Here is a 22,197-nt window from a genome sequence, read left to right as displayed (position 1 = left end):
TCCATTACTCTTCCCTTAATTTGGTGCGGAAAATATGATATAATCAAATTCGCGTAAATCGAGAGGAGAAGATCTGATGACTAAAAAAGTACTTCTGATAGATGGCATGGCCCTATTATTTCGTTCATTTTTTGCAACAAGTGTGTATAACAGGTTCATGTATACCTCTAAAGGAATTCCCACCAATGCGGTGCAGGGGTTTGTAAAGCATATGATCTCATCCATGGAAGCATTCAATCCGACACATGTCGTCTGCTGCTGGGATATGGGAAGCAAGACCTTCCGTACAGAAATGTTTGATGATTATAAGGCAAACCGCCCGGCGCCACCTCAAGAACTGATTCCCCAATTTGATTTGGTTAAAGAAGTAGTGGAAGCCTTTGATATCCCAAATATCGGACTAGCCGGTTATGAAGCCGATGATTGCCTAGGTACGCTTGCGAAAAGCTACAGCGAGGAAGCGGAAGTCATCATTCTGACTGGAGACCAGGATGTCCTCCAACTGATCACGGAGAATGTGAAAGTGGCACTTCTGCAAAAAGGGTACGGCAATTATGAAGTATTGGATGAGAATGGCTTCTATGAGAAAAAAGGGCTCACTCCCCGTCAGCTGATCGACTTAAAAGCAATCATGGGTGACAGCAGTGACAATTATCCCGGAGTAAAAGGGATTGGAGAAAAAACGGCTTCCAAACTGTTGATGGAGTATCAAACAGTGGAAGGGATCCTGGAAAATATCCATTCCCTCACAAAGAGTCAACGCCAGAAGTTTGAAGATAGCCTCGAGCTGCTGCACCTTTCGAGGGAACTTGCGACCATCAAATGTGATGTCCCTGTGTCCTGTGATCTCCCTTTGGCCACTATCACGATTGACCGTGACAAGGTCATGGACAAATTCGAAGAGCTTGAGTTCAACGGTTTACATTCATTTGTCAGCAAGGTTTGTTAATGTCAAAGAAGATGATTCACGAATGAGTCATCTTCTATTTTTATTTCTAAAAACTTGATGCAAGTAAATGCAAATTATCTTTTAGTGTTACTCTTTTTTGCATTGTTTTCCAGTTTGGATTTCGGTTCCTCTGAAAATTCCTGACCGTATCCTTGTGGATTTACTCCCGGTGCCGCTTTTCCTTTGTTAGCTGATTTGTTTCTGCTCATACAATCACCTCCCATCCATCTAGTTTTCCTTTTTTCCACAATAAATATGTTGCATACAAGTGCACTTGCCTTTGGAAACTATAGATGAGGTGATAATAATGAACAAAGCACTTAAGATTGCCCTTAGTGCGATCATGCTGGCACAATTCATAAAAATACCGATTAAATATGTTCGGACGGGAAGATGGGAATGGACGACATTTTTTGAAACCGGGGGAATGCCAAGCTCCCATTCCGCAGGTGTATCCGCGCTTGCGACATTTATTGCAATCAAACGGGGGTTCAGGACGATCGATTTTGCACTTTCCAGCATCTTCGGGTTGATTGTGATGTATGATGCACAGGGTGTACGGAGACAGACCGGGGAAATTACATTGGCAGTCAATGACCTAGCGGAGAAACTGGATAAATTGGAGGGGAAACCCGATGAAAATGTCCATGATAAGATTGAAAAGCGTTTGAAGGAGCGATTGGGGCATCAGCCTGAAGAGGTGATCGGGGGCGCATTATTCGGGGTCCTCCTAGGCATCATGGGAATATTATTTTTTCCGAAAACCAGGAAATACGATTGGCTGGAAAAACTTTAATAGGCATCCGACAAATTTTGCGGTAAGATAAAAAATAGGATCGATTAGAATAAGGGTGGATTTCTATTGAAAAGCACAATGAGCACAGAAGAATACATTGATCAGCTTACCGCAAAAGGATTTGTCTTCCGGGAAGATTCACTCGGGTTCATAGAATTTGGAAAGCACTACACTGCAAGTTCAGATTATTTAGTCAATGTGGCCATCGAAATCACTCTTAAGGCGCAAAAGCAGTTTGATGGCAGCTTTTTCGTATCTATTTTGGAGATGTTAAAAGCAGAAAAAATAGAATCCAAACATGCGGCTTTCCAATTAGTTAAAGATAAGAATATTATGTAACCTTGGCTCTTCATCATTTGGATGAAGAGCTTTTCAAACCAACTTTTATTCCCCGTTCTTCAATATTGCCTTCCGTGACAATTCATCAGCAACCTTGTTCTGCTTGCTAGGAATCCATTTGATGAAAAACAAATCAAATTCATCCACGAGCTTCAACGATTGTTCAAGAAGTTGCCGATAGGGCTCCTTTTTGGCAAACCTTTTCTCCACCGCATGCTCTACGGCCTGGGAATCCGTTCTGAAAGACACGATCTGGTAGTTTTGTTTCCGGCATATTTTCAATGCATGCAGAAGCGCATGGAATTCCGCTTCATGATTGGACATTGTCCCGAGGGGGATGCTATATTGCTCTGCTCCGCCATGCCCTTTAATGAATATGCCTGCCCCGGATGGTCCGGGATCACCGGCACTTGCTCCATCTATGTATACTTCAATCATCTTCTCTCTCCCTTTACAAACATATTCTAGGCGTTCCTGTGATAAGATAAGAATACACAACTTAGTTCCGTTAGGAAAGTTTGAAAATAAAGGTGTATCCCCCTGATCCTTTGGGTCAGGGGGGGATGATCCTGTATAAATGTAAAATGTAGGAGAGGGGCATAAAGCGTGAAAGTGACGGTGGAATGGCATTACCAAACACCAAGGCATATAGAGACCATTTTCCGAAGCGAGGAAATGGATAGCAGGCTTGCACTGCGCCTGGCAGAGGACATTGAAAAAACGGGCAGGGTGAAGCAGCTATATTTCCACGATCAAAAAGGGGAAGAATGGACGAAAAAAGAGCTGCTGAAATGGATTAAACAAAGTGAAGAAGGAATCTCGGATGTTATCGCATTTTTCGATGGGGGCTATGATGTGGACACAAAACTGGCCGGAATCGGAAATGTGGTGTATTATAACCAGAATAGAAAAGACTATAGATACAGAATCAATGCCCGCCTGGAGGAACTGGAATCCAACAACGAGGCGGAATACGCAGCCTTTTATTTTCTTGTCCAACAGCTTGAACATCTCGGGGTAAGGGCGATGGAGGTCACGTTCAAAGGGGATTCACTTGTGGTCCTGAACCAATTATCTGGAGAATGGCCTTGTTATGATGAACTCTTCAACCGATGGCTGGATAAAATAGAAGAAAAACTGAAAACCCTAAAAATAGGGCCGGTCTATGAACCAGTGACCAGGAAAGAAAACGAGGAAGCGGATAGACTTGCCCGTCAGGCACTTGAAGGAACGCCAATTGAAAGTAATCTGTTATTGTAGCTAAGGAAGTGACGACATTGATAAATCGAAAGAAGATATTGATGGAAGTTGGTGAGATTTTAGACACATATTGTACCGAATGCTTGGTTAAACAGGCACTGCGTAAGGATTACGGCAAGAATCAAGCCCAGTCCTTCTGCATCAACGAATGTACAGTAGGTGCTGAAATAAAAATCCTCGGGGACCAATTGGTTCACAGGAGTGAATAAGGTAATGGGCACATGAACGGTTCGATTTAACTGATCTTGTGCTTTTTTTATTTGACTTTGATAAAGAATGTTGTTGATAAATCACGTTGAAAAGGTCTTCATCCGGGTTATGAAGACCCTTTCTCTATATAACTGCCGGCAATTTGGTCTTCATCCGGGTTATGAAGACCTTTTCTCTATACAACGGCCGGCAATTTGGTCTTCATCTGGGTTATGAAGACCCTTCCTCTATACAACTGCCGGCAATTTGGTCTTCATCCGGGTTATGATGGCCTTTTCTCTATACAACTGCCGGCAATTTGGTCTTCATCTGGGTTATGAAGACCTTTTCTCTATACAACTGCCGGCAATTTGGTCTTCATCTGGGTTATGAAGACCTTTTCTCTACACAACGGCCGGCGTTTTGGTCCTCCTTTGGCTTACTATACATTCTATCCCCATCCATACGGTCGAATCCCTAGTTCGGGGGGGATGTAGGAGTTGGTGGAGAAGTAGCGAGACAAAGTCCGATCCAGAAATCAACAGGTGTATTTAACAGAGTTTTTTATGTAAAAAAGGGAGTCATCCTATAACAACAGGACAACTCCCTTAAAAATTATTTCTTCGCCTCGGAAAGCTGGTGCTCACATTGAGCCAATGAGAGCTCTGCATTTTGGAGGAAATCTGTATCCATCCCGGTACCGTTGCTTTTTGCATCATTCAAAAGGCTTCTTGCATTTGAAATTGCCCGTTCGGCATGCTCCATTGATTCAGGATCCAAGCTCATGGTCGCGGAACCAACCATCTTCTCGGCGGATTGAATGGAGACCTCCACCTGCATGAGATCATTATATCCTGTGTGTATATCTTGTGATTGAGTATTGTTATTGTCCATCATTACGCCTCCTTCTGTTGTTAGAATCGCTCAGAATAAAGGAAGATATGCATGGATGAACAGAAATTTATCAAAAGAAAAAAGAGGCCATCAGAGCCTCTTTCCAAAACTTATATGTGTTTGGTCGTTTAGATTATAATTTTGTGACGTTTGCAGCTTGTGGTCCACGGTTACCTTCTACGATTTCAAAAGAAACCTCTTGGCCTTCTTCCAAAGACTTGAACCCGTCACCTTGGATTGCTGAGAAGTGTACAAATACATCGTCTCCGCCTTCTACTTCAATAAACCCGAAACCTTTTTCATTGTTGAACCATTTTACTTTACCGTTTTGCATTGTTTCTTTTCCTCCTAAAAATAGCGCACCTTGTGCTTTGAAAGTAGATTATCATCTTCCCCGCTTTTAGTTTGAAAGAAAGCGGTTAAATGACACTTTCACTATACAATATATGCCTAATCAAGGTCAAGAATTCTAAAAAATACGAGTGCTAAACCTTTTCTTTTTTCATAAATTAAATAAAAAGGGAGGATTAGCTATGCTGAGAACCACATTTGGAAACCAAGAAGTCATCCTTCGTATCAAGCCGAACATTTCACGCTACACCTTGAATGATGAATTGATTTACGAGGTTTTGCAAAAGGCTATGGGAACCATCTTCCATCTAGAGAATTTTGTGTTGAATGTGGAGGGAAAATATCTGATAATAGGCGATACTCAGCAAAGTGCCTATCCGTTGATTACAGTCCTGCAAATTGTCCCGATCCGCAATATGGTCACTCTGTAAAATCCTATACAAACAAATGTTTTCCTTTTATAATAAATGGAGGAAAGGAGATTACGCTTTCCTGCATTTATTTTGTTTTAGAGCGGAGTGAAGCATGTTGTGAAATTGATTATTGCGGAAAAACCTGACCAAGGATTAAAGCTGGCTGCTCCATTTTCCCCGAAGAAAAAAGATGGCTATGTGGAAATCCCCCCTCAACCGATGTTTCCGGGCGGTGCGCTTTTGACCTGGGCTGTGGGACATCTGTGTGAGCTGCTGTCCCCGGAAGAATATGATCCCTCATGGAAGCGCTGGTCCTTACAAACCCTCCCCATATTACCCGACCGATTCCAACACAAAGTAACAAAATCGAAATGGAAGCAATTTAAGATTGTCAAAGAGCTGATCCATAAAAGGGAAGTAGATGAAATCATCATGGCAGGCGATGCCGAGCGAGAAGGAGAGGCAATCATCCGAATCATTTTGACAGTGGCCAAATGCAATAAACCACTGAAGCGTCTGTGGATTTCTTCCCTTACTCCTAAAGCGGTCCAGAACGGTTTTAATAATCTTTTGGAGGAAAATCAGACTAGAAGCATCTATTATGAAGCGCTTAGCAGATCCTGTGCGGATTGGCTTATCGGAATGAATGCCTCCCGAGCTTATACACTTCTGCTTCAGCAAAAGGGAGTATCTGACGTTTTCTCTACAGGAAGGGTGCAGACACCAACCTTGGCACTTATCGTAAAGCGGGAATTGGAAATCGAAAACTTTCAGTCCAAGCCGTTTTGGGAAGTTATAGCGACATTTAACATGGATGGTAAAATGTACAATGGAAAATGGCAAAAGGATGGGGAGTCAAGGCTTGATAACCCGGAACTTGCCAAAAGAATAGTCCAGTTCTGTAGAGGGAAGGATGCGAGGATTGATACGATAGAAAAGGAGCGGAAAGAATTCCAGCCGCCATTCTTATTTAACCTTTCTTCTTTACAGGCAACGGCAAATAGCATGTACAAGTTCTCACCTCAAAAAACGCTGGAGATTGCCCAAAAGCTATACGTAAAAGGCATCATTTCGTACCCTCGTTCCGATTCGAGCTTTGTGACGAAGGAAGAGGCGTCCATGTTTCCTGAAACACTGCAGAAGCTGAGCCAGTTCCCTGCATTCAAGGAGTATTTCCCATTGCCGTTCCAATCGGTGATGAACAATAAAAGGGTCGTGAACGATAAAAAGGTGACAGATCACTATGCCATCATCCCGACCGAGCAAGTGAAAGATCCATCCAAGATGTCACCCGAAGAGGAAAAGATTTATAGCCTGGTTGTTAAACGGCTCATCGCAGCGCACTATGATAAAGCCATTTTTGACTATACCACGATTCACACTTTAGTCGAGGAGAGAGCCGAATTCCTGTCAAAGGGGAAGGAAGAGGTCCAGGCTGGATGGCGCAAAGTGATATATGGCAACAAAAAAGAGAAGGAATCCAGTGAAGACGAACAGGATCTCCCAACGCTACAAGATGGAGAAAAAGGGATTGTACAGGAAGTGAATGTGAAGGAAGGGAAAACCCAGCCGCCAAAACGTTATACAGAAGGGCAGCTTATCACGGTCATGAAGACGGCCGGTAAGCATCTCGACGATGGTGAACTTACAAAGGTCCTAAATAAAACGGAGGGCCTTGGGACAGAAGCGACCAGGGCCGGCATCATAGGCGTATTGAAAGACCGTCAATACATTGAGGTCAGTAAAAATCAGGTTTTCGCAACCAATAAAGGAAAGCTCCTTATCCAATCGATCGGCCCAAGCATCCTAGCCAGTCCGGAAATGACCGCAAAATGGGAGCAGCGCCTGCATGAAATCGGGGAAGGAAAAGCTTCTCCTGAGGAGTTCATGGAACAGGCAAAAAAGCTATCCCTCAAATTGATTGAGGACGCACAAAGACAAAGCACCCAATGGTCCTTTAAGGGCATGGATCTAAGTGAATTCAAAAGGGGGAGACCTGGCAAAAAAGGCCGACCATCCGTTGGGACAAAAGTGGGTAAATGCATGAAATGCGACGGCGAAGTGGTGGATAAAGGGACTTTCTATGGCTGTTCCAACTACCAGAAGACACAATGCAATTTTACCATCTCTAAAAAAATACTTGGTAAGACCATTTCGGCCACGAACGCAAAGAAGATATTGGCTGGTGGAAGAACCGATGAAATCCAAGGCTTCAAAAAAGGGGATAAGGTGTTTAATGCAGCATTGGAATGGAAGGACGAACGGGTGCAGTTTGTGTTTGAGAAATAGAGGATTTTTGGGAGGACGATACGATGTTTCATAAACTAATCGGGAAACAGGAGCAACCGGATGTATCAGCGAGGATGAACTACAGGGAAGCTGTCAGGGCAGTCGTATTGGAAGATGACAAAATCCTGCTGGTGGGTTCTAACCTAGGAGATTTTAAACTCCCAGGTGGAGGAGTCGAGGCTGACGAGAGCCATGAGCAGGCACTATCCCGAGAAGTGAAGGAAGAGACGGGTTTTCCTGAAACCAACGTTTTACGAAAAATTGGAGTCGTTATCGAACGACATTCAGATGAGTATGATCCAGGTGCCATCTTTGAAATGACCTCCCACATCTATCTATGCAGGATAGTAGGAAAGAAGGGAAACCCAACTTTAGATGATTACGAGTATGAACAGGAGTATTCTCCGGAATGGGTGGATATAGAGAAAGCAATTTCTCAAAATAATAAAGTTCTTCAACAAGCTGATCACAGATGGATTCAACGTGAAAATTTTGTCTTGAATGAACTAATTGCCCATCAGGAGTTATTCAACTCTGAATTAAAAGACGCCCAGACGTATTAGTCCGGGCGTTTATTCTGTCATTCTAATCTTTCATTTGATCTTGCATCAATTGTGCAATCTCCTGGGAATCATAAGCGTGCTGCTCTTTTAGCCTAGTGATGACCTTTTCTTTTCGTTCTTTTGGATGGTGCTGATTCAGCTTCCATTTGCCTTCAAGTTTATCTACCATCAAACGGATTCCGACAATACCATTCAACATGCTGTCCACTGTTTCTTCATTTTCTTCTAGTTTCCATGGTTTATCAAAGCCTGCTTCATAGAAATCTGTCGCAGTTTTTAATATTTCTTTCAATGATCGGGAGTCTGTCAGGATTTCAACTCTTCCATGTACATGAACACTGACATAGTTCCAAGTGGATACCGTTCCCGGCTCCTCGTACCAGCCTGCTGAAATATACGCATGTGGACCGGTGAAAACAGCCAATGCCTTCTTGCCATCGAGGGTCTTCCATTGTGGATTTGCTTTAGCCATATGTGTGATCAAGATAATGCTCCCATCGGTCACTTTTACAATAAAGGGGAGATGCGTGGCTGTCGGTTGATCGCCGTCCTGTGAGAAAAGCACTCCGAAACTGTTATGCCGGATAAATTCGATGATTTCATCTTGTTTTTCATTTTTGAATTGTTTTGGTATGTACATGTTGAAAAGTTCCCCCCGATTTAATTCGTCATTTTATTTTCATTATAAATGAATGCGACTTGGAAAAGGGGGAGAAATAATGTGAAAAACCGGAAATAAAAAGCACACGGCACCATTAGCCGCATGCTTTACAACAAAAATATTATAGCTCCGTTTTGTCCTTTTGATCTTTGTTCCGCTTATTGCCCTTGCTATTATCACCGGCAACATGCTTCACAGAGCTTAAGCTCTCCCCGGTAGGGCTATTCTGATTTTGGCTTCCACCACGGTTATATTTCTTTGTCATATTTGATTCGCTCCTTCACGAGAATGTAGGTAACTGATCAAGATTGTTGGTAGGGTCGCCGTCTGCATTACCCCGGATATACATCTCGCCATCTTTCCCTTTGAATACATTGGCACCTAGTACGGCACCAGTATTGACGGCCAACAACGCTTCTTCATAGGAGAGTACGTTGCCGGAAGAAGTTTTAAACTTTACAATGTCTCCATCTCCGTTCTTTTGAACAGCAACGAAAGTTTCGCTCATCCTGCACACCTCCTTTTCGTTATGCTACTAATCTGTCCCAGAAGAACGAATTTATTCTTAAACAAAGAAAAGGATATCCCGGCGCACATAGAGAAATGAAAAGGGGAAAGGGCGTGCTGAAAAATAATGACATCATTTGATTGGAATCAGGAAACAGAAAAGAAGTGGAATGAGAATGCCGATTTCTGGCATGAAAATAGTGAAAATATGTGGCTGAAAGGGAGCAGGAGCACCATCATCCCTTTCATCCGTAAGAGACTGCCTGAAGGCTCAAAGGTTCTTGATGCCGGCTGCGGCGACGGTTTTGGATCTTACCTACTTGCAGAAAACTCCTACAAAGTGACAGGAATTGATATAGCGGAAAAGATGATCTCCCATGCAAAGGATAAGCGCAAACACTCAAATCTGACTTTTTATAAGGCCGATCTTACCAGGCTCCCATTCGAAAAAGGTCAATATGATGCGATCATGGCAATCAACTCCATCGAATGGGTAGAACAGCCACTTGATGTTCTGAAGGAATTCCACAAGGTTACAAAGGAAAAAGGTATTTTGTTTTTGGGGCTTCTTGGACCGACTGCCGGTCCTCGTGCAAACAGTTTCCCTAGACTCTATGGAGATAAAGCGATCTGCAATACAATGATGCCTTGGGAATTCGAGCAACTGGCACAAGAAAATGGCTGGGAACTTTTAGATGGGATGCCCGTATATAAGGAAGAAGCCAAGAAGGTTGATGTGTCTGGTCTTCCTAGACACCTGAAGCAGGCATTATCGTTCATGTGGGTGTTTATGCTGCAAAAAAAATAAAGGGGCGTGTTTGTATGTCAAAGTATAGCATCGATCAGTTTATTCAAAAGAGCAAACAGGTAGATAAGGGGCAGGGGTTGTTTGAGCTTGAAACGGAAAGGATATTGGAAATCAACCTGGACGGGGAAATCTGGGCCAAAATGGGTTCGATGATATCCTATGACGGAAAAATAAAATTTGAAAGGGAGGGCATCCTGGAGCACGGATTGGGCAGGCTCGTGAAAAAAGCATTTACAGGAGAAGGTTCTCAATTGATGAGGGCAACCGGGAACGGGAAGCTTTATGTTGCCGATCAAGGGAAGAAGATCACGATATTGGATCTTCAGGGTGAAAGCATCTACATCAATGGAAATGATCTGCTTGCATTTGAAAAAGGCTTGGAATGGGATATTAAGCTGATGAGAAAAATCGCTGGTATGATGGCAGGAGGATTATTCAATGTCAGACTTGAGGGGCAGGGGATGGTGGCGTTCACCTCACACTATGAGCCATTGACCTTGATGGTTCATCCGGGGCGCCCCGTCTTCACCGATCCGAATGCAACTGTCGCCTGGTCTGGAAATCTTCAACCGGAATTTGTCACGGATATACAATTGAAGACCTTTTTTGGCAGAGGAAGCGGCGAGTCGATACAGATGAAATTTTCCGGAAGCGGATTTGTTGTCGTACAGCCTTATGAAGAGGTCGTTTATGCGCAAGGCACCCAAAGTTAAACTTTGTGAATAAGCAGATGGTCTATCCATTCTGCTTATTTTCTTTCTGTAAAACAAAAAGTAATGAAAGGTAGTAGTCCATTAAAAAAGTGGTACAATAACGGGTAGGAGTAATACAATTTCTATCTGTTGGGGGAATGAAAGTGAAGCATACAAAAACGGTTGTGCCTTCTGATATTGAGATAGCGCAACAGGCATCCATGAAGAGGATTTTTGAAATTGCAGATGGACTGGACATCGAAGAAGAGGAGCTTGAGCCTTACGGGCGATATAAAGCGAAGCTATCCTTGAATATATTAAAGAGATTACATACGAAAGAAAACGGGAAATTGATACTTGTGACAGCCATCAATCCTACACCTGCAGGAGAGGGAAAATCCACTGTGACTGTAGGACTCGGGCAGGCGCTACATAAACTCGGTAAAAATGCAGTCATAGCAATGAGGGAGCCCTCTTTGGGGCCAACGATGGGTATGAAGGGTGGCGCTACCGGCGGGGGCTTTTCACAGGTTTTGCCGATGGAGGATATCAACCTTCATTTTACAGGAGACATCCATGCCATCACGACTGCCAACAACGCCCTTGCTGCCATGATCGACAACCATATCCATCAAGGAAATCAGCTGAGGATAGATACGAGAAGAATCAGCTGGAAGCGGGTAGTAGACCTTAATGACCGTGCTTTGCGTAAAGTGGTCATCGGACTTGGCGGACCTGTGCAGGGAGTCCCGAGGGAGGACGGCTTTGATATTACCGTAGCCTCAGAGATTATGGCGGTATTCTGCCTGGCAAAAGACCTGATTGATTTGAAACTCCGCCTCTCCCGCATTGTGGTGGCTTATGATATTGATAAAAATCCGATAACAGTGAAAGACCTGAATGTCGAAGGTGCTTTGACTCTATTATTAAAAGATGCGCTTCAACCGAACCTCGTTCAGACATTGGAGCATACGCCGGCAATCATCCATGGCGGCCCTTTTGCAAACATCGCCCATGGGTGCAATAGTGTGATTGCAACCCAGATGGCTGCAAAGCTCGGTGATTATGTGGTGACAGAAGCAGGATTTGGAGCAGATCTTGGTGCAGAGAAATTCCTGCATATCAAGTCACCGTCTCTAGGGTTCAATCCAGAAGTGGTAGTCATTGTGGCAACCATCCGTGCATTGAAAATGCATGGCGGCGTATCAAAAGATAACCTAAAAGAGGAGAATGTAGAAGCGCTGAAAAATGGTATTGCCAACCTGAAGAAACATATTGAAACCATCCAAAGCTTTGGTCTTCCATTCGTAGTCGCCTTAAATGAATTCGTTACCGATACCGAAATGGAGGTTTCTTATGTACTTGACTGGTGCAGAGAGCACAACATTCCAATCTCGCTGACACAGGTATGGGAAAAAGGCGGAGATGGTGGTGTGGCCTTGGCCGAGACTGTATTGCAGCAAATCGAGAACAAGAAGGCCGCCTATACACCGTTGTACGTTCAGGAAGATACACTGGAACAGAAATTGGAGAAAATCGCAGTCAACGTATATGGTGCAAAAGGAGTCGAGCTATTGCCTGCTGCAAAAAAACAACTGCAGCAGATTGAGGGAGAAGGCTGGGGCAACCTTCCTGTATGCATGGCAAAAACCCAGTACTCCTTAAGTGATGATGCAAAATTGCTTGGCAGACCGGAGGATTTCGTCATCACCATAAGAGACTTGAAGCCTTCTGTTGGAGCAGGTTTCATTGTCGCTTTGACTGGAAGTATCATGACCATGCCTGGACTGCCAAAAGAGCCGGCCGCCCTTAACATGGATGTGGACGAAGAGGGCAGGGCTGTAGGCATATTCTAAAATGTGAAAGGGATGAAACGAATGTTTGATCCTACAGTATTTGACAACTTGAAAGTCATTATAGAGGGAGCGATTTATGACCTCGATCTGGATGGAGAGCTGCAGGTTGTCAATCGGAGGGATCTAGTCGACCTTGCGACCATGTCAAGGCAGTTTTCCATGGATATTGCCGTATCCGCAGCAATGTTCGGCAGAATAGAGTTATCGAGCAACCTGGAAAACATATCAGGTGAACTCCTTAAAAGGTTGGACAGACCCGGATGCTCCGTGACGGTATCCTTCTACCAGGAAGGCAAGAGAAGCTCCATTATCAGAGAGAGCTTGGAACAGTGGAAAAAAGAATTGCAAAATATATGGGGGGAAAGTTGGGAGATGGAACTTTCCTATACAGAATCCCTTGATGCACCAGAGCCAATAAAACTGTGTGCCACAATCAGATTCGACCGACTATTCTATGAGGATAATGTCGATGACCTACAGGAGCTCATCCCCTACATGTTGAGCACATTGAGGTAAGCCTATCATTAGACAATGTGAAGCACTATCCATCATAATAAAGAAAAATAGCGGAGGTGGCCGGGATGTCCATTTATGAGTTTTCAGCCAAGGATTTGAAAGGTAACGATATTCCTTTAAATGAGTATAAGGGTCATGTTGTGTTAATTGTGAATACGGCAAGCAAATGCGGATTTACCCCTCAATATGAAGAGCTTGAACAGCTTTATAAGGAATATGCCGACAGGAAGTTTGTGATATTGGGGTTCCCTTGTAATCAGTTTGGCAATCAGGAGCCAGGAAGTGAAGATGACATAGGCGAGTTCTGTCAATTGAATTACGGGGTGACATTTCCGATGTTTGCAAAAGTGGATGTGAATGGAGATAACGCTCATCCTTTATTCAACTACTTGAAAGAGAATGCCACCGGGCTCCTGGGCTCAAAGGCAGTCAAATGGAATTTCACCAAATTCCTTGTAAATCGGGATGGGGAAGTGGTTGACCGAATTGCATCAGCGACAAGCCCTCTTAAAATGAAAAATGATATTGAAGCTTTACTATAATAATTATTTGGGATACTAACGATCTATTGTGTTGAATACTATTACAAAAATCCTTTCCGTATGGGAAAGGATTTTTTAGTATTACTATCGAATTAATAATAATACTATTATGTTAAGAGAGGAGTAACGAGGTGAAGATCATAGATGCCCATGTGCATTTTTCAAATATCGGCAGTTTTCATGATACGGCTAAACGGCTCTCTCAGCTTTCTTATTCCTATGAAGGCCTGCTTCGGGAGTGGAAGGAAAATGATGTGGTAGGCGGAGTTGCGATGGGAGTCACGGAGACAGTACATAACGGCTTTCCCGATTCCAATAGCAATACTCCCATGGGATTGGATTTATCAATGTCCATTCCACAGAATCTGGTGTATTGCCCAGGGATCAATCCATTCAAAATGGAAAAACAAAATGTAAATGATCTGGAGCTGGAATTACTGAAGCCGAATGTCGCAGGAATCAAGATCTATCTGGGCTATTATCCATTCTATGCCTATGATGAGGTCTACACCCCAGTTTATAGATTGGCAGCAAAGCACAATCTGCCTGTTGTCTTTCATACTGGTGATACATACTCCGAACGCGGTCTGTTGAAATATTCGCATCCCCTGACGCTCGATGAGGTCGCCGTAAGCAACAGGGATGTAACGTTTGTCATGGCGCATTTTGGCGACCCTTGGGTGCTTGATGGAGCGGAGGTAGTCTATAAAAACAAGAATATGTATGCCGATCTTTCCGGATTGATTGTTGGAACGGAAGCGGAAATTGACAGGCATAGGAGAACACGCTTCCTGAATCACCTTTTGCATGCCCTTGACTATTGTGATCACTACGAGAAGCTGATGTTTGGAACCGACTGGCCTTTAATTGGAGTAGGGGCTTACATCGATTTCATCAAGGGGATCATTCCGGAAGAATTTCATCATGATGTTTTTTATCGGACTGCACTTAAGGTTTTTCCAAGATTAGAGGCAAATTTGATTGAAAGATAAGTAGATAAAAAAGTTATCAAGGGGGAGAAGGTAAGTGGAGAAAATTGCTTGGGTAACAGACAGTACGGCATATTTGGATGAGGTGCTTACCAACCATCCGGATGTATATAGCATACCGATGGTCGTATATTTCGAAGAGGACGAATATCTGGATGGGGTCACGCTCTCATTAGAAGACTTTTATACAAAGCTTGAATCCAGTCAGGTTCCGCCAAAAACTTCACAGCCATCGGTCGGCGCATTTGTTGAGTTGTATAATAAACTTTCCGAGTCATATGACCGAATCATATCGGTCCATCTTTCCAGTCATTTAAGCGGGACAGTGTCATCAAGCAAACAGGCAGGAGAAATGGTCGATATTCCTGTCCACACCGTCGATTCGAGAGTGATTTCCTTTCCTTTGTCGGCGATGGTGAAAAGAGGGCTTGAAATGCGTGAAGCAGGTACCTCACATGAAGACATCCTCACACATTTGGCGGAATTGGCGAAAAAATGTGAAATTTACGTGCTGATCGGAAGTCTTGAGCAGCTTCACAGAAGCGGAAGAATGACCGGGGTGCAAAAACTGCTGGGCAGTCTTTTGCAGATAAAGCCGATCATTAAGATTGAAGATGGAAAGCTTGAAGTTTCAGAGAAAGTACGGACAGAAAAGAAAGCGTTATCAAAGATTACGGATTACTTAAAGGAAGCAGCTGCCCATTCCTCAATCAGGGAACTGTTTGTCCTGCATGGAACAAACGTTGATCAAGCAGAAGCACTAGTCAAAGAACTGCGTGAAACCTACCCTTCGATACCCATCAATGCCTTTCCGCTTTCCACGGCGATTGCTGTACATGCCGGGGTGAATACAATCGGTATCTCTTGGTTTAACGAGTAAGTTTAGCGATAGATCAAAAGATATTGAATATCTGATTGATTCAGGGGGTAGCCGCCGATAACGGTGTAACCAATGCTGATGAAGCGCGAGAGTGTTTCCGCACAGCTTATGCTTGCAGGCTCTGATGGTGCGTGATCGCTTTTTGTGATGGAGAGGACCTGGTTGGTAAGATAATTGCACCTTATGAGAACGACATGCGTTCCCTGCCACGCAGTCCCGATCTGATTGGAGTTAGGATTAACCATTATATTCCCTCCTATAAAGCTGGTTGATTAATGAGGATATCACATGCTCACTTGATCAATTGGCTTTTTGTTTGGTCATTTTTTTATAGTAGGTTTACAGATTATTTGTTTTAAAATTGATGAAATATATGCATCAAATTAAGCCCGTTGATTTCCACTCCGTATACTTGCTTTCCGCGGGGACGGATGGGAGCCTCCTCGGCTTCGCCTGCGGGGTCTCCCATGCCCTCTACGTTCCCGCAGGAGTCAAGTATCCTCCGCTACAATCAACTCAGTGATTAAACATTATTTGCTCAACTGAAATGAAAAAATGTGTAAAAGTTCAATTTTTCAAACTTTAGTGAGGTAAATTTTATACTATGAGTCACCCCTGTTGGTTGGAGTGCAAGGCGTGAGACTCCTGCGGAACCTGCGTGTCAAGGGAGACCCCGCAGGTGCGCAGGCACCGAGGAGGCTCCCGAGGCCTTCCTGGATAAGCGAACGCCTGGAACGGAGACCAACAGGGTGGCAAAAGTGGAAACCTTATCCTTAGCCAAGACCAATACATAAAAACATCTTAACGATAATAGTTTTTTATATGCACTTGCCCATTAATATATATATGATATTAACCATTAGTGGTGACTGGCGGCTTTAAAGGGAATTACATTATTAGATTCCCTGTTTTCATGATAGAATGAAGGAGTATAAACATTTAATCAGGGGATAAGGAGTCTTTCTTGTGATCGATAAAATAGAGAGTTTTGTACAAGCAAAATTTGAACATGATGCAACAGGTCATGATTGGCATCATATACAACGTGTGAGAAAACTGGCTGTACATATTGCCGAGCAGGAGAAGGCTGATCGTGACTTTGTTGAGATCATTGCTCTTTTGCACGATGTAATCGATGATAAACTGACGGTGAATACAGAAGAAGCGCAGAATGAACTAACCGAGTTTCTCAAGGGTTTGGCTGTTTCCGAAGAACAGATACATGAAATCATGTACATAATTGATAATATAGGATTCAAAGGCGGCAATGGCATTGTACTACCAAGCTTGGAAGGCAGGATAGTCCAGGATGCTGATAGACTTGATGCACTTGGTGCTATCGGTATCGCACGGACCTTCATGTATGCTGGGGCGAAGGGTAGTGCGATGTATGACCCGCGTATAGAGGTCAGAGATTCCATGAGCTATGAACAATATCGCACTGAGCGATCTTCTGCTATCAATCATTTTTATGAAAAATTGTTTTTATTGAAGGATACTTTACATACCAATACCGCAAAACGTATCGCAGATGAGCGTCACGTATATATGGAACAGTTTGTAGATCAATTTTTGAAAGAATGGAATGAGATTTAACGATGAAAATGTTAATCGGGGAGAACCTCTCCAAAACCTATGTAGAAAAAGTACTGCTCGACAATGTTTCATTCAGTATACAAGAGAAAGAAAGAGTCGGTTTGATTGGAGTAAATGGAACGGGTAAATCCACACTGCTTAAAATAATTGCAGGACTTGAAAGCTGTGACACTGGTGCGATTACGACTTCTAACGATTATACGATCGGATTCTTATCCCAGTCGCCCGAGCTTGTAGATGAATTTACGGTGATGGAACAGATTTACAGCAAGGATACACCTATGAATAAAGCCATCAAGGAATATGAGGCGTGCCTTTTAAAAATGCAGGAGGATCCTACGGATATAAGCCTTCACGATGAGCTTGCAAAGCACCAGCAACAGATGGATCAGCTGCAGGCATGGGATGCAAGTGCACATGCAAAGGCAATTCTGAACAAGCTGGGAATGGATGATGTGTATCTCGTTGTCGGGAATCTTTCAGGTGGACAGAAAAAGAGGGTTGCGTTGGCACAGACTTTGCTCGAATCGGCTGATCTGCTGATTTTGGATGAACCGACCAACCACCTTGATTTTGAGGCGATTGAATGGTTGGAGGATTATTTAAGCAAATACAGAGGGTCGGTCTTACTCGTGACGCATGACCGTTATTTCCTTGACCGTGTAACGAATAAGATTTTTGAGCTTCACAATGGTTCAGTTTATACATACAACGGAAACTATGGGGACTATCTCGAAGCAAAAGCCGTCCGGCTGGAAGAATTGGAGAAGACAGAGGCTAAGCAAAAGAGCCTTTACCGTCAAGAGCTGGAGTGGATGAGAAAAGGCGCCAAAGCGAGAACGACGAAGCAGAAGGCTAGAATCAAGCGATTTGAGGATCTAGATGAGAAGGTGTCATCGACTTCTGCCTCGCAGCACCTAGAAATGATCACAGGTTCTCAGAGGCTCGGGAAAAAAGTGATGGAACTTCAGGGGGTCAGTCTGCATTTTGGGAAGAAAGTCATTTTGGACCATGTGGATCTACTGGTCAAGCAGAAGGACAGAATCGGGATAGTAGGGCCGAATGGGGTCGGGAAATCCAGCCTTCTGAATGTGCTTGCAGGTAGGATCCAACCCGATGGCGGTGAGCTGGATACAGGTGTGACAGTAAAAATCGGATACTATACGCAAGAACAGGAAGAAATGAACCTTGATCAGCGGATGATAGATTATGTGAAGGAAGAAGCTGAGGTCTTTAAGAGTGAGGATGGCAGCCAAACAAGCGCATCCCAGCTTTTGGAGCGATTCCTGTTTCCTTCCCATTCCCACGGTACACCGATAAGGAAGCTATCTGGTGGCGAGCGAAAAAGGCTATACCTTCTTCGCATCCTCATGTCCCAGCCGAACGTATTATTTTTGGATGAACCCACCAATGATCTTGATACAGAGACTTTGACCATCCTGGAGTCTTATCTTGCAGAGTTCCCAGGTGTCGTCATCACGGTTTCACATGATCGCTATTTTCTGGATAAAGTGGTGCAGGAACTCGTCATCCTTGAAGGAAACGGAAAACTTAAACGGATTTTCGGGGAGTACTCTGATTATGTGGAAGAGCAGCTTCGCAAACGCCAAGAAGATAAAAAGCTGGAACAGTCGGTAAAGGAAAACCCGCAAAGGCAAAAACCAAAGCCCTTGAAGTTGACTTACCAGGAACAGAAGGACTGGGAAGGAATAGAAGAGCGGATCATGGCGGTCGAAGAGAAATTGGAAGAGATTGAGGCAGAGATAGCCAAAGCAGGTAGTGACTATGAACAGGTCAGTAAATGGATGAAGGCCCAGGAAGAGAATAATGAACTTCTTCAGAGCCTGATGGATAGATGGGAAGAGCTCTCAGAGAAAGTGGAAAAAATAAATTCCCAAGGATAATGTCTATTCTTTTAAATCAATAAGGCTAATATGCTACCATATTACTATTAGATCGTGTAAAGGAGTGAACACTCGTGAGAATTAAAGCAATCGAACCTACACCAAGTCCAAATACGATGAAGGTTATTTTGTCGGAGGAGCTACCTGCAGGCGCGAGAAACAATTATACAAAGGACAATTCCTCACAGGCACCGGATATCATCCAGTCCATACTGGAAGTGGAAGGCGTCAAGGGAGTCTATCATGTTGCAGACTTCCTGGCGGTAGAGAGAAATGCCCGCTATGACTGGAAAGTGATCTTGGCGGATGTGAGAAGTGCCTTCGGTGAAACGGAAGAGGAACGCGAAGAATCAGGTGGAACATCTTTGAGCGGTTTCGGGGAAGTGAAAGTCTTTATCCAGATGTTCCAGGGCATTCCCATGCAAGTGAAACTGACTGACGGGGAAGTGGAAAAACGCGTCGGCCTTCCTGAGCGTTTCATGAAAGCGGTCCTGACCTCGCAAGGAAATCAGGACAATGTCGTCTTGGAAAGAGAATGGAGGGAGCATGGAATCCGCTACGGCGACCTCGAAGCGGTAGGCAATGAGATAGTGGAGGAAATTTCAGCGACCTATTCCGAGCAAAGACTTCAGAGCATGTCGGAAAGGTCGGTCACAGGTGAGAAGCAGTCGAACATCAAACAGAAACAAAGATATAAGGTGACTTTGGAGATGCTTGACAATCCCGACTGGTCCGAACGGTTCGCAGCACTGGACCAGATGGATCCGACAGAAGCGGATATCCCGGTGTTGGCCAAAGCCCTGGAGGATGAGAAAGGTTCTATCCGCAGGCTGGCAACCGTATACTTCGGTATGCTGGAAGACTCTGATATATTACCTTATTTGTATAAAGCCCTTAAGGACAAATCTGTAACAGTCAGAAGAACTGCAGGTGATTGCCTTTCCGATCTTGGAGATCCAGCGGCAATGCCAGAAATGATGGAAGCATTGAAGGATAAAAATAAGCTTGTCCGCTGGCGGGCAGCAATGTTTCTTTTTGAAGTCGGAGATGAAACAGCATTGCCTGCGCTGCGTGCAGCAGAAGACGATTCGGAGTTTGAGGTCAGCATGCAGGTGAAGATGGCGATTCAGCGCATCGAAGGCGGAGAAGAAGCAAAAGGTTCCGTCTGGAAACAAATGACCGAACGTAACAAATAAAAGGGGGACTAAATCATGTCGATGGCATATGAAGATTATATGAGACAATTAGTAAAACCGATGAGAGATGAGTTGACGAGAGCTGGATTCCAGGAGCTCAAAACAGGGGAAGAAGTGGAATCTTTCTTTGATAAAGTGGAAGGAACGACTCTTGTTGTCGTAAATTCCGTATGTGGCTGTGCAGCAGGCCTGGCACGTCCAGCGGCAACACAAGCTATCATTCAGGCGGATAATGCCCCTGATCATCTCGTGACAGTTTTTGCAGGGCAAGATAAGGAAGCAACAAAGAAAATGCGCGGGATCTTCGGCGACATCCCTCCTTCATCCCCTTCCATGGCAATCATGAAAGGCAAGGAAGTTGTGCATTTTATCCACCGTCATGATATCGAAGCAAATACGATGGAAAACATCATGACCAATCTTCAAGGTGCTTTTCATCAATATTGCAAATAAGTTCTATTAAGTTGGTGTGCACTCTAGGGTGCACACCCTTTGTGTATTGCTTGAAGTATACATAAAGGAAGGCTCTTTTCATATAGATTGTTCTTTTAAGTATAAGGCTGGTCTAAGGATAAGGTGTCAACAATAAACTCCCTGTTGGTCTCCGTTCCAGGTGTTCGCTTTCCGCGGGCGGCCTCGGGAGCCTCCTCGGCGCTTTTCCGCCTGTGGGGTCTCCCTTGACACGCTGCTCCCGCAGGAGTCTCACACCTTGGACTCCAACCAACAGGGGTTAATCGTAGTATAAAATTCACTTTCCTGATGTTTGGATAATTTGTTTTATTTTTTCATACAGTAGAGCAAATAGTGTTAAAAAACTGAGTTGATTGTAGCGGAGGACACTTGACTCCTGCGGGAGAGTAGAGGGTATGGGAGACCCCACAGGCGAAGCCGAGGAGGCTCCCATCCGTCCCCGCGGAAAGCAAGTGTCCGCAGCGGAAATCAACGGGTTACATTTGTTGTTTACATTTTCTCTATATAGCGACAATGAATGCGAAAAGAGCCAAAAGGAAAAACCAATAGCAGGAGACCTTAAAATATGATCGTAACCACTGCAGGCAGGACAAATGAACAGATGATCCAAAGCGCCAAACGCGTAGCAATGGAAATGGATCTTCCATACATAGAACGAAACAAAAAATCCATAAGCCTTTTACAGGCTCAGTATAAAGCTGATGTTTTAGTGATTGGAAAAGACAGAATCGAATGGTTCGTACTTGGTACAGATGAGCCTGTGTTTTTCCATCCGAACAGTGCGGCTTTTCGGGCAAAAAGATTATTGGCAGGCGAAGTGGAACCGTTCATACAGGCAACCGGCCTTAATGAGGGGATGTCTTTTTTGGATTGTACATTGGGCCTTGCGTCTGACAGCATCATTGCTAGTCTTGCTACGGGACCTGCAGGTAAAGTGACAGGCATCGAAGCGAACAAGCAATTGGCCTATATCGTGAATACCGGCCTTCAGACATGGGAAATGCAAAATGAGGAAACAGAACGATCGATGAGGCGGATTGAGGTCGTGCATGGAAATCACCTCGATATTCTGCAGACCCTTCCTGAGGATTATTATGACGTTGTCTATTTTGATCCGATGTTTGAAAAGCAGATAGAGGAATCCACCGGGATCCTTTCATTAAGGAATGTGGCGTGTCATGATGCTCTTAGTGAAAAAGCAGTGGAAGAGGCAAAAAGAGTGGCAAGAAAACGGGTAGTATTAAAAGACCATTGGCAAAGTGATCGTTTCGATCATTTGGGTTTTACGAGACTGGTCCGAAAATCATCCAAATTCCACTATGGTTATTGGGAGAAAAAACACTGATTTGGGACAACCTATAAAAGAGCACATACAATACCCCAAGGAGGTCTTCTATATCATGAGTGGAAAAAGAAAAAAGCCAGGCAATGTGGGGTTACCATCTTCCCAAGTGGAAGGACAGGGAACAACGTCCTCTGAAATCGATGGTAAGTCCATGAGCTCCAGCAGAAAAAGTACGAAACGAAATTAAAAAG

The 22,197-nt window shown here is 44.0% G+C and carries 30 protein-coding genes; 22 read left to right on the top strand and 8 right to left on the bottom strand.

The features are described 5' to 3' along the window. Positions 1 to 76 precede the first annotated feature (76 nt). Positions 77 to 949: a 5'-3' exonuclease gene (locus tag JOC95_RS06425; protein ID WP_275580517.1), complete on the top strand. Its 873-nt coding sequence runs from the start codon at positions 77 to 79 to the stop codon at positions 947 to 949. Positions 950 to 1,023: 74 nt separating this feature from the next. On the opposite strand, the gene sspL is transcribed toward JOC95_RS06425, so the two are convergent. Continuing rightward, entirely contained in the window at positions 1,024 to 1,158 is a 135-nt protein-coding gene (sspL, locus tag JOC95_RS06420; protein ID WP_204414512.1) for a small, acid-soluble spore protein L, read from the bottom strand. A 98-nt stretch (positions 1,159 to 1,256) separates the two neighbouring features. Between sspL and JOC95_RS06415 the strand changes: the two genes are divergently transcribed. Together JOC95_RS06415 and JOC95_RS06410 are read left to right on the top strand one after the other, a co-directional pair. Then, entirely contained in the window at positions 1,257 to 1,745 is a 489-nt protein-coding gene (locus JOC95_RS06415; RefSeq protein ID WP_204414511.1) for a divergent PAP2 family protein, read from the top strand. 78 nt (positions 1,746 to 1,823) lie between these two features. Further along, positions 1,824 to 2,084 (top strand): DUF6123 family protein, encoded by a 261-nt coding sequence (locus tag JOC95_RS06410; protein WP_204414713.1) that lies wholly within the window; start codon positions 1,824 to 1,826, stop codon positions 2,082 to 2,084. 45 nt (positions 2,085 to 2,129) lie between these two features. Here the strand turns inward: JOC95_RS06410 and JOC95_RS06405 are convergent, their stop codons facing one another. Then, a complete protein-coding gene (locus JOC95_RS06405; protein ID WP_204414510.1) occupies positions 2,130 to 2,522 on the bottom strand; it encodes a reverse transcriptase-like protein in 393 nt (130 codons plus the stop codon). Between the two features lie 168 nt (positions 2,523 to 2,690). Between JOC95_RS06405 and JOC95_RS06400 the strand changes: the two genes are divergently transcribed. After that, complete coding sequence (locus JOC95_RS06400; protein WP_204414509.1) at positions 2,691 to 3,344, top strand: reverse transcriptase-like protein; 654 nt, start codon at positions 2,691 to 2,693, stop codon at positions 3,342 to 3,344. 17 nt (positions 3,345 to 3,361) lie between these two features. Then, positions 3,362 to 3,553 (top strand): zinc-finger domain-containing protein, encoded by a 192-nt coding sequence (locus tag JOC95_RS06395; protein WP_239582719.1) that lies wholly within the window; start codon positions 3,362 to 3,364, stop codon positions 3,551 to 3,553. 595 nt (positions 3,554 to 4,148) lie between these two features. Here JOC95_RS06395 and JOC95_RS06390 read toward each other — a convergent pair. Continuing rightward, positions 4,149 to 4,427, bottom strand: coding sequence for a DUF2564 family protein (locus JOC95_RS06390; RefSeq protein WP_204414709.1), 279 nt, complete (start codon positions 4,425 to 4,427; stop codon positions 4,149 to 4,151). 133 nt (positions 4,428 to 4,560) lie between these two features. Continuing rightward, positions 4,561 to 4,761: a cold-shock protein CspD gene (cspD, locus tag JOC95_RS06385; RefSeq protein ID WP_204414507.1), complete on the bottom strand. Its 201-nt coding sequence runs from the start codon at positions 4,759 to 4,761 to the stop codon at positions 4,561 to 4,563. A 199-nt stretch (positions 4,762 to 4,960) separates the two neighbouring features. Between cspD and JOC95_RS06380 the strand changes: the two genes are divergently transcribed. The 3 genes from JOC95_RS06380 to JOC95_RS06370 all read left to right on the top strand — a co-directional run bounded on the left by JOC95_RS06380 (position 4,961) and on the right by JOC95_RS06370 (position 8,043). Next, positions 4,961 to 5,209 (top strand): hypothetical protein, encoded by a 249-nt coding sequence (locus JOC95_RS06380; RefSeq protein WP_204414504.1) that lies wholly within the window; start codon positions 4,961 to 4,963, stop codon positions 5,207 to 5,209. Between the two features lie 99 nt (positions 5,210 to 5,308). Further along, on the top strand, positions 5,309 to 7,480 hold the full coding sequence (locus JOC95_RS06375) for a DNA topoisomerase 3 (RefSeq protein ID WP_204414502.1): 2,172 nt from the start codon (positions 5,309 to 5,311) through the stop codon (positions 7,478 to 7,480). A 23-nt stretch (positions 7,481 to 7,503) separates the two neighbouring features. Continuing rightward, positions 7,504 to 8,043, top strand: coding sequence for an NUDIX domain-containing protein (locus JOC95_RS06370; protein WP_204414500.1), 540 nt, complete (start codon positions 7,504 to 7,506; stop codon positions 8,041 to 8,043). Positions 8,044 to 8,065: 22 nt separating this feature from the next. Here JOC95_RS06370 and JOC95_RS06365 read toward each other — a convergent pair whose 3' ends face one another. The 3 genes from JOC95_RS06365 to JOC95_RS06355 all read right to left on the bottom strand — a co-directional run bounded on the left by JOC95_RS06365 (position 8,066) and on the right by JOC95_RS06355 (position 9,212). Further along, a complete protein-coding gene (locus JOC95_RS06365) occupies positions 8,066 to 8,683 on the bottom strand; it encodes an FMN-binding negative transcriptional regulator (protein ID WP_204414498.1) in 618 nt (205 codons plus the stop codon). A gap of 142 nt (positions 8,684 to 8,825) precedes the next feature. Continuing rightward, a complete protein-coding gene (locus JOC95_RS06360; protein WP_204414496.1) occupies positions 8,826 to 8,969 on the bottom strand; it encodes a hypothetical protein in 144 nt (47 codons plus the stop codon). A gap of 15 nt (positions 8,970 to 8,984) precedes the next feature. Further along, complete coding sequence (locus tag JOC95_RS06355; protein ID WP_204414494.1) at positions 8,985 to 9,212, bottom strand: DUF3892 domain-containing protein; 228 nt, start codon at positions 9,210 to 9,212, stop codon at positions 8,985 to 8,987. A gap of 126 nt (positions 9,213 to 9,338) precedes the next feature. Between JOC95_RS06355 and JOC95_RS06350 the strand changes: the two genes are divergently transcribed. The 7 genes from JOC95_RS06350 to JOC95_RS06320 all read left to right on the top strand — a co-directional run bounded on the left by JOC95_RS06350 (position 9,339) and on the right by JOC95_RS06320 (position 15,494). Next, positions 9,339 to 10,019 (top strand): class I SAM-dependent methyltransferase, encoded by a 681-nt coding sequence (locus tag JOC95_RS06350; RefSeq protein ID WP_204414492.1) that lies wholly within the window; start codon positions 9,339 to 9,341, stop codon positions 10,017 to 10,019. Positions 10,020 to 10,033: 14 nt separating this feature from the next. Continuing rightward, a complete protein-coding gene (locus JOC95_RS06345) occupies positions 10,034 to 10,732 on the top strand; it encodes an AIM24 family protein (RefSeq protein ID WP_204414490.1) in 699 nt (232 codons plus the stop codon). 200 nt (positions 10,733 to 10,932) lie between these two features. Continuing rightward, entirely contained in the window at positions 10,933 to 12,567 is a 1,635-nt protein-coding gene (locus tag JOC95_RS06340) for a formate--tetrahydrofolate ligase (RefSeq protein WP_239582760.1), read from the top strand. A gap of 21 nt (positions 12,568 to 12,588) precedes the next feature. Continuing rightward, positions 12,589 to 13,083, top strand: coding sequence for a hypothetical protein (locus JOC95_RS06335; protein ID WP_204414487.1), 495 nt, complete (start codon positions 12,589 to 12,591; stop codon positions 13,081 to 13,083). Positions 13,084 to 13,148: 65 nt separating this feature from the next. Then, a complete protein-coding gene (locus JOC95_RS06330) occupies positions 13,149 to 13,625 on the top strand; it encodes a glutathione peroxidase (RefSeq protein WP_204414485.1) in 477 nt (158 codons plus the stop codon). Between the two features lie 131 nt (positions 13,626 to 13,756). Then, positions 13,757 to 14,617, top strand: a complete 861-nt coding sequence (locus JOC95_RS06325; RefSeq protein WP_204414483.1) for a TatD family hydrolase — start codon at positions 13,757 to 13,759, stop codon at positions 14,615 to 14,617. Positions 14,618 to 14,651: 34 nt separating this feature from the next. Then, on the top strand, positions 14,652 to 15,494 hold the full coding sequence (locus tag JOC95_RS06320) for a DegV family protein (protein WP_204414481.1): 843 nt from the start codon (positions 14,652 to 14,654) through the stop codon (positions 15,492 to 15,494). 2 nt (positions 15,495 to 15,496) lie between these two features. Here the strand turns inward: JOC95_RS06320 and JOC95_RS06315 are convergent, their stop codons facing one another. Continuing rightward, the gene (locus JOC95_RS06315; RefSeq protein ID WP_204414479.1) at positions 15,497 to 15,739 is read right to left on the bottom strand and encodes a hypothetical protein; all 243 of its coding nucleotides are present in this window, start codon (positions 15,737 to 15,739) and stop codon (positions 15,497 to 15,499) included. 724 nt (positions 15,740 to 16,463) lie between these two features. On the opposite strand from JOC95_RS06315, the gene JOC95_RS06310 reads away from it, so the two are divergent. The 7 genes from JOC95_RS06310 (at position 16,464) to JOC95_RS06280 (ending at position 22,193) form a co-directional block, all read left to right on the top strand. Beyond that, positions 16,464 to 17,090: an HD domain-containing protein gene (locus JOC95_RS06310; RefSeq protein ID WP_204414708.1), complete on the top strand. Its 627-nt coding sequence runs from the start codon at positions 16,464 to 16,466 to the stop codon at positions 17,088 to 17,090. Positions 17,091 to 17,092: 2 nt separating this feature from the next. After that, the gene (locus JOC95_RS06305; RefSeq protein ID WP_204414478.1) at positions 17,093 to 18,994 is read left to right on the top strand and encodes an ABC-F family ATP-binding cassette domain-containing protein; all 1,902 of its coding nucleotides are present in this window, start codon (positions 17,093 to 17,095) and stop codon (positions 18,992 to 18,994) included. Positions 18,995 to 19,068: 74 nt separating this feature from the next. After that, positions 19,069 to 20,190, top strand: coding sequence for a virulence factor (locus JOC95_RS06300; RefSeq protein WP_204414476.1), 1,122 nt, complete (start codon positions 19,069 to 19,071; stop codon positions 20,188 to 20,190). Positions 20,191 to 20,205: 15 nt separating this feature from the next. Continuing rightward, the gene (locus tag JOC95_RS06295) at positions 20,206 to 20,643 is read left to right on the top strand and encodes a BrxA/BrxB family bacilliredoxin (RefSeq protein WP_204414474.1); all 438 of its coding nucleotides are present in this window, start codon (positions 20,206 to 20,208) and stop codon (positions 20,641 to 20,643) included. A 413-nt stretch (positions 20,644 to 21,056) separates the two neighbouring features. Further along, complete coding sequence (locus JOC95_RS06290) at positions 21,057 to 21,230, top strand: hypothetical protein (protein WP_204414472.1); 174 nt, start codon at positions 21,057 to 21,059, stop codon at positions 21,228 to 21,230. Further along, positions 21,227 to 22,006, top strand: a complete 780-nt coding sequence (locus JOC95_RS06285; RefSeq protein ID WP_204414470.1) for a class I SAM-dependent methyltransferase — start codon at positions 21,227 to 21,229, stop codon at positions 22,004 to 22,006. Before JOC95_RS06290 ends, JOC95_RS06285 begins: the two co-directional genes overlap by 4 nt. Before the next feature lie 55 nt (positions 22,007 to 22,061). Then, a complete protein-coding gene (locus JOC95_RS06280) occupies positions 22,062 to 22,193 on the top strand; it encodes a YuzL family protein (protein WP_204414468.1) in 132 nt (43 codons plus the stop codon). The last annotated feature ends 4 nt before the right edge of the window (positions 22,194 to 22,197 follow it).

The organism is Sutcliffiella tianshenii (assembly GCF_016908565.1).
Taxonomy (GTDB): Bacteria; Bacillota; Bacilli; order Bacillales; family Bacillaceae_I; genus Sutcliffiella_A; species Sutcliffiella_A tianshenii.
The sequence above is the reverse complement of the archived record's forward strand: the minus strand, read 5'-3'. Positions and strand labels throughout refer to the sequence as shown.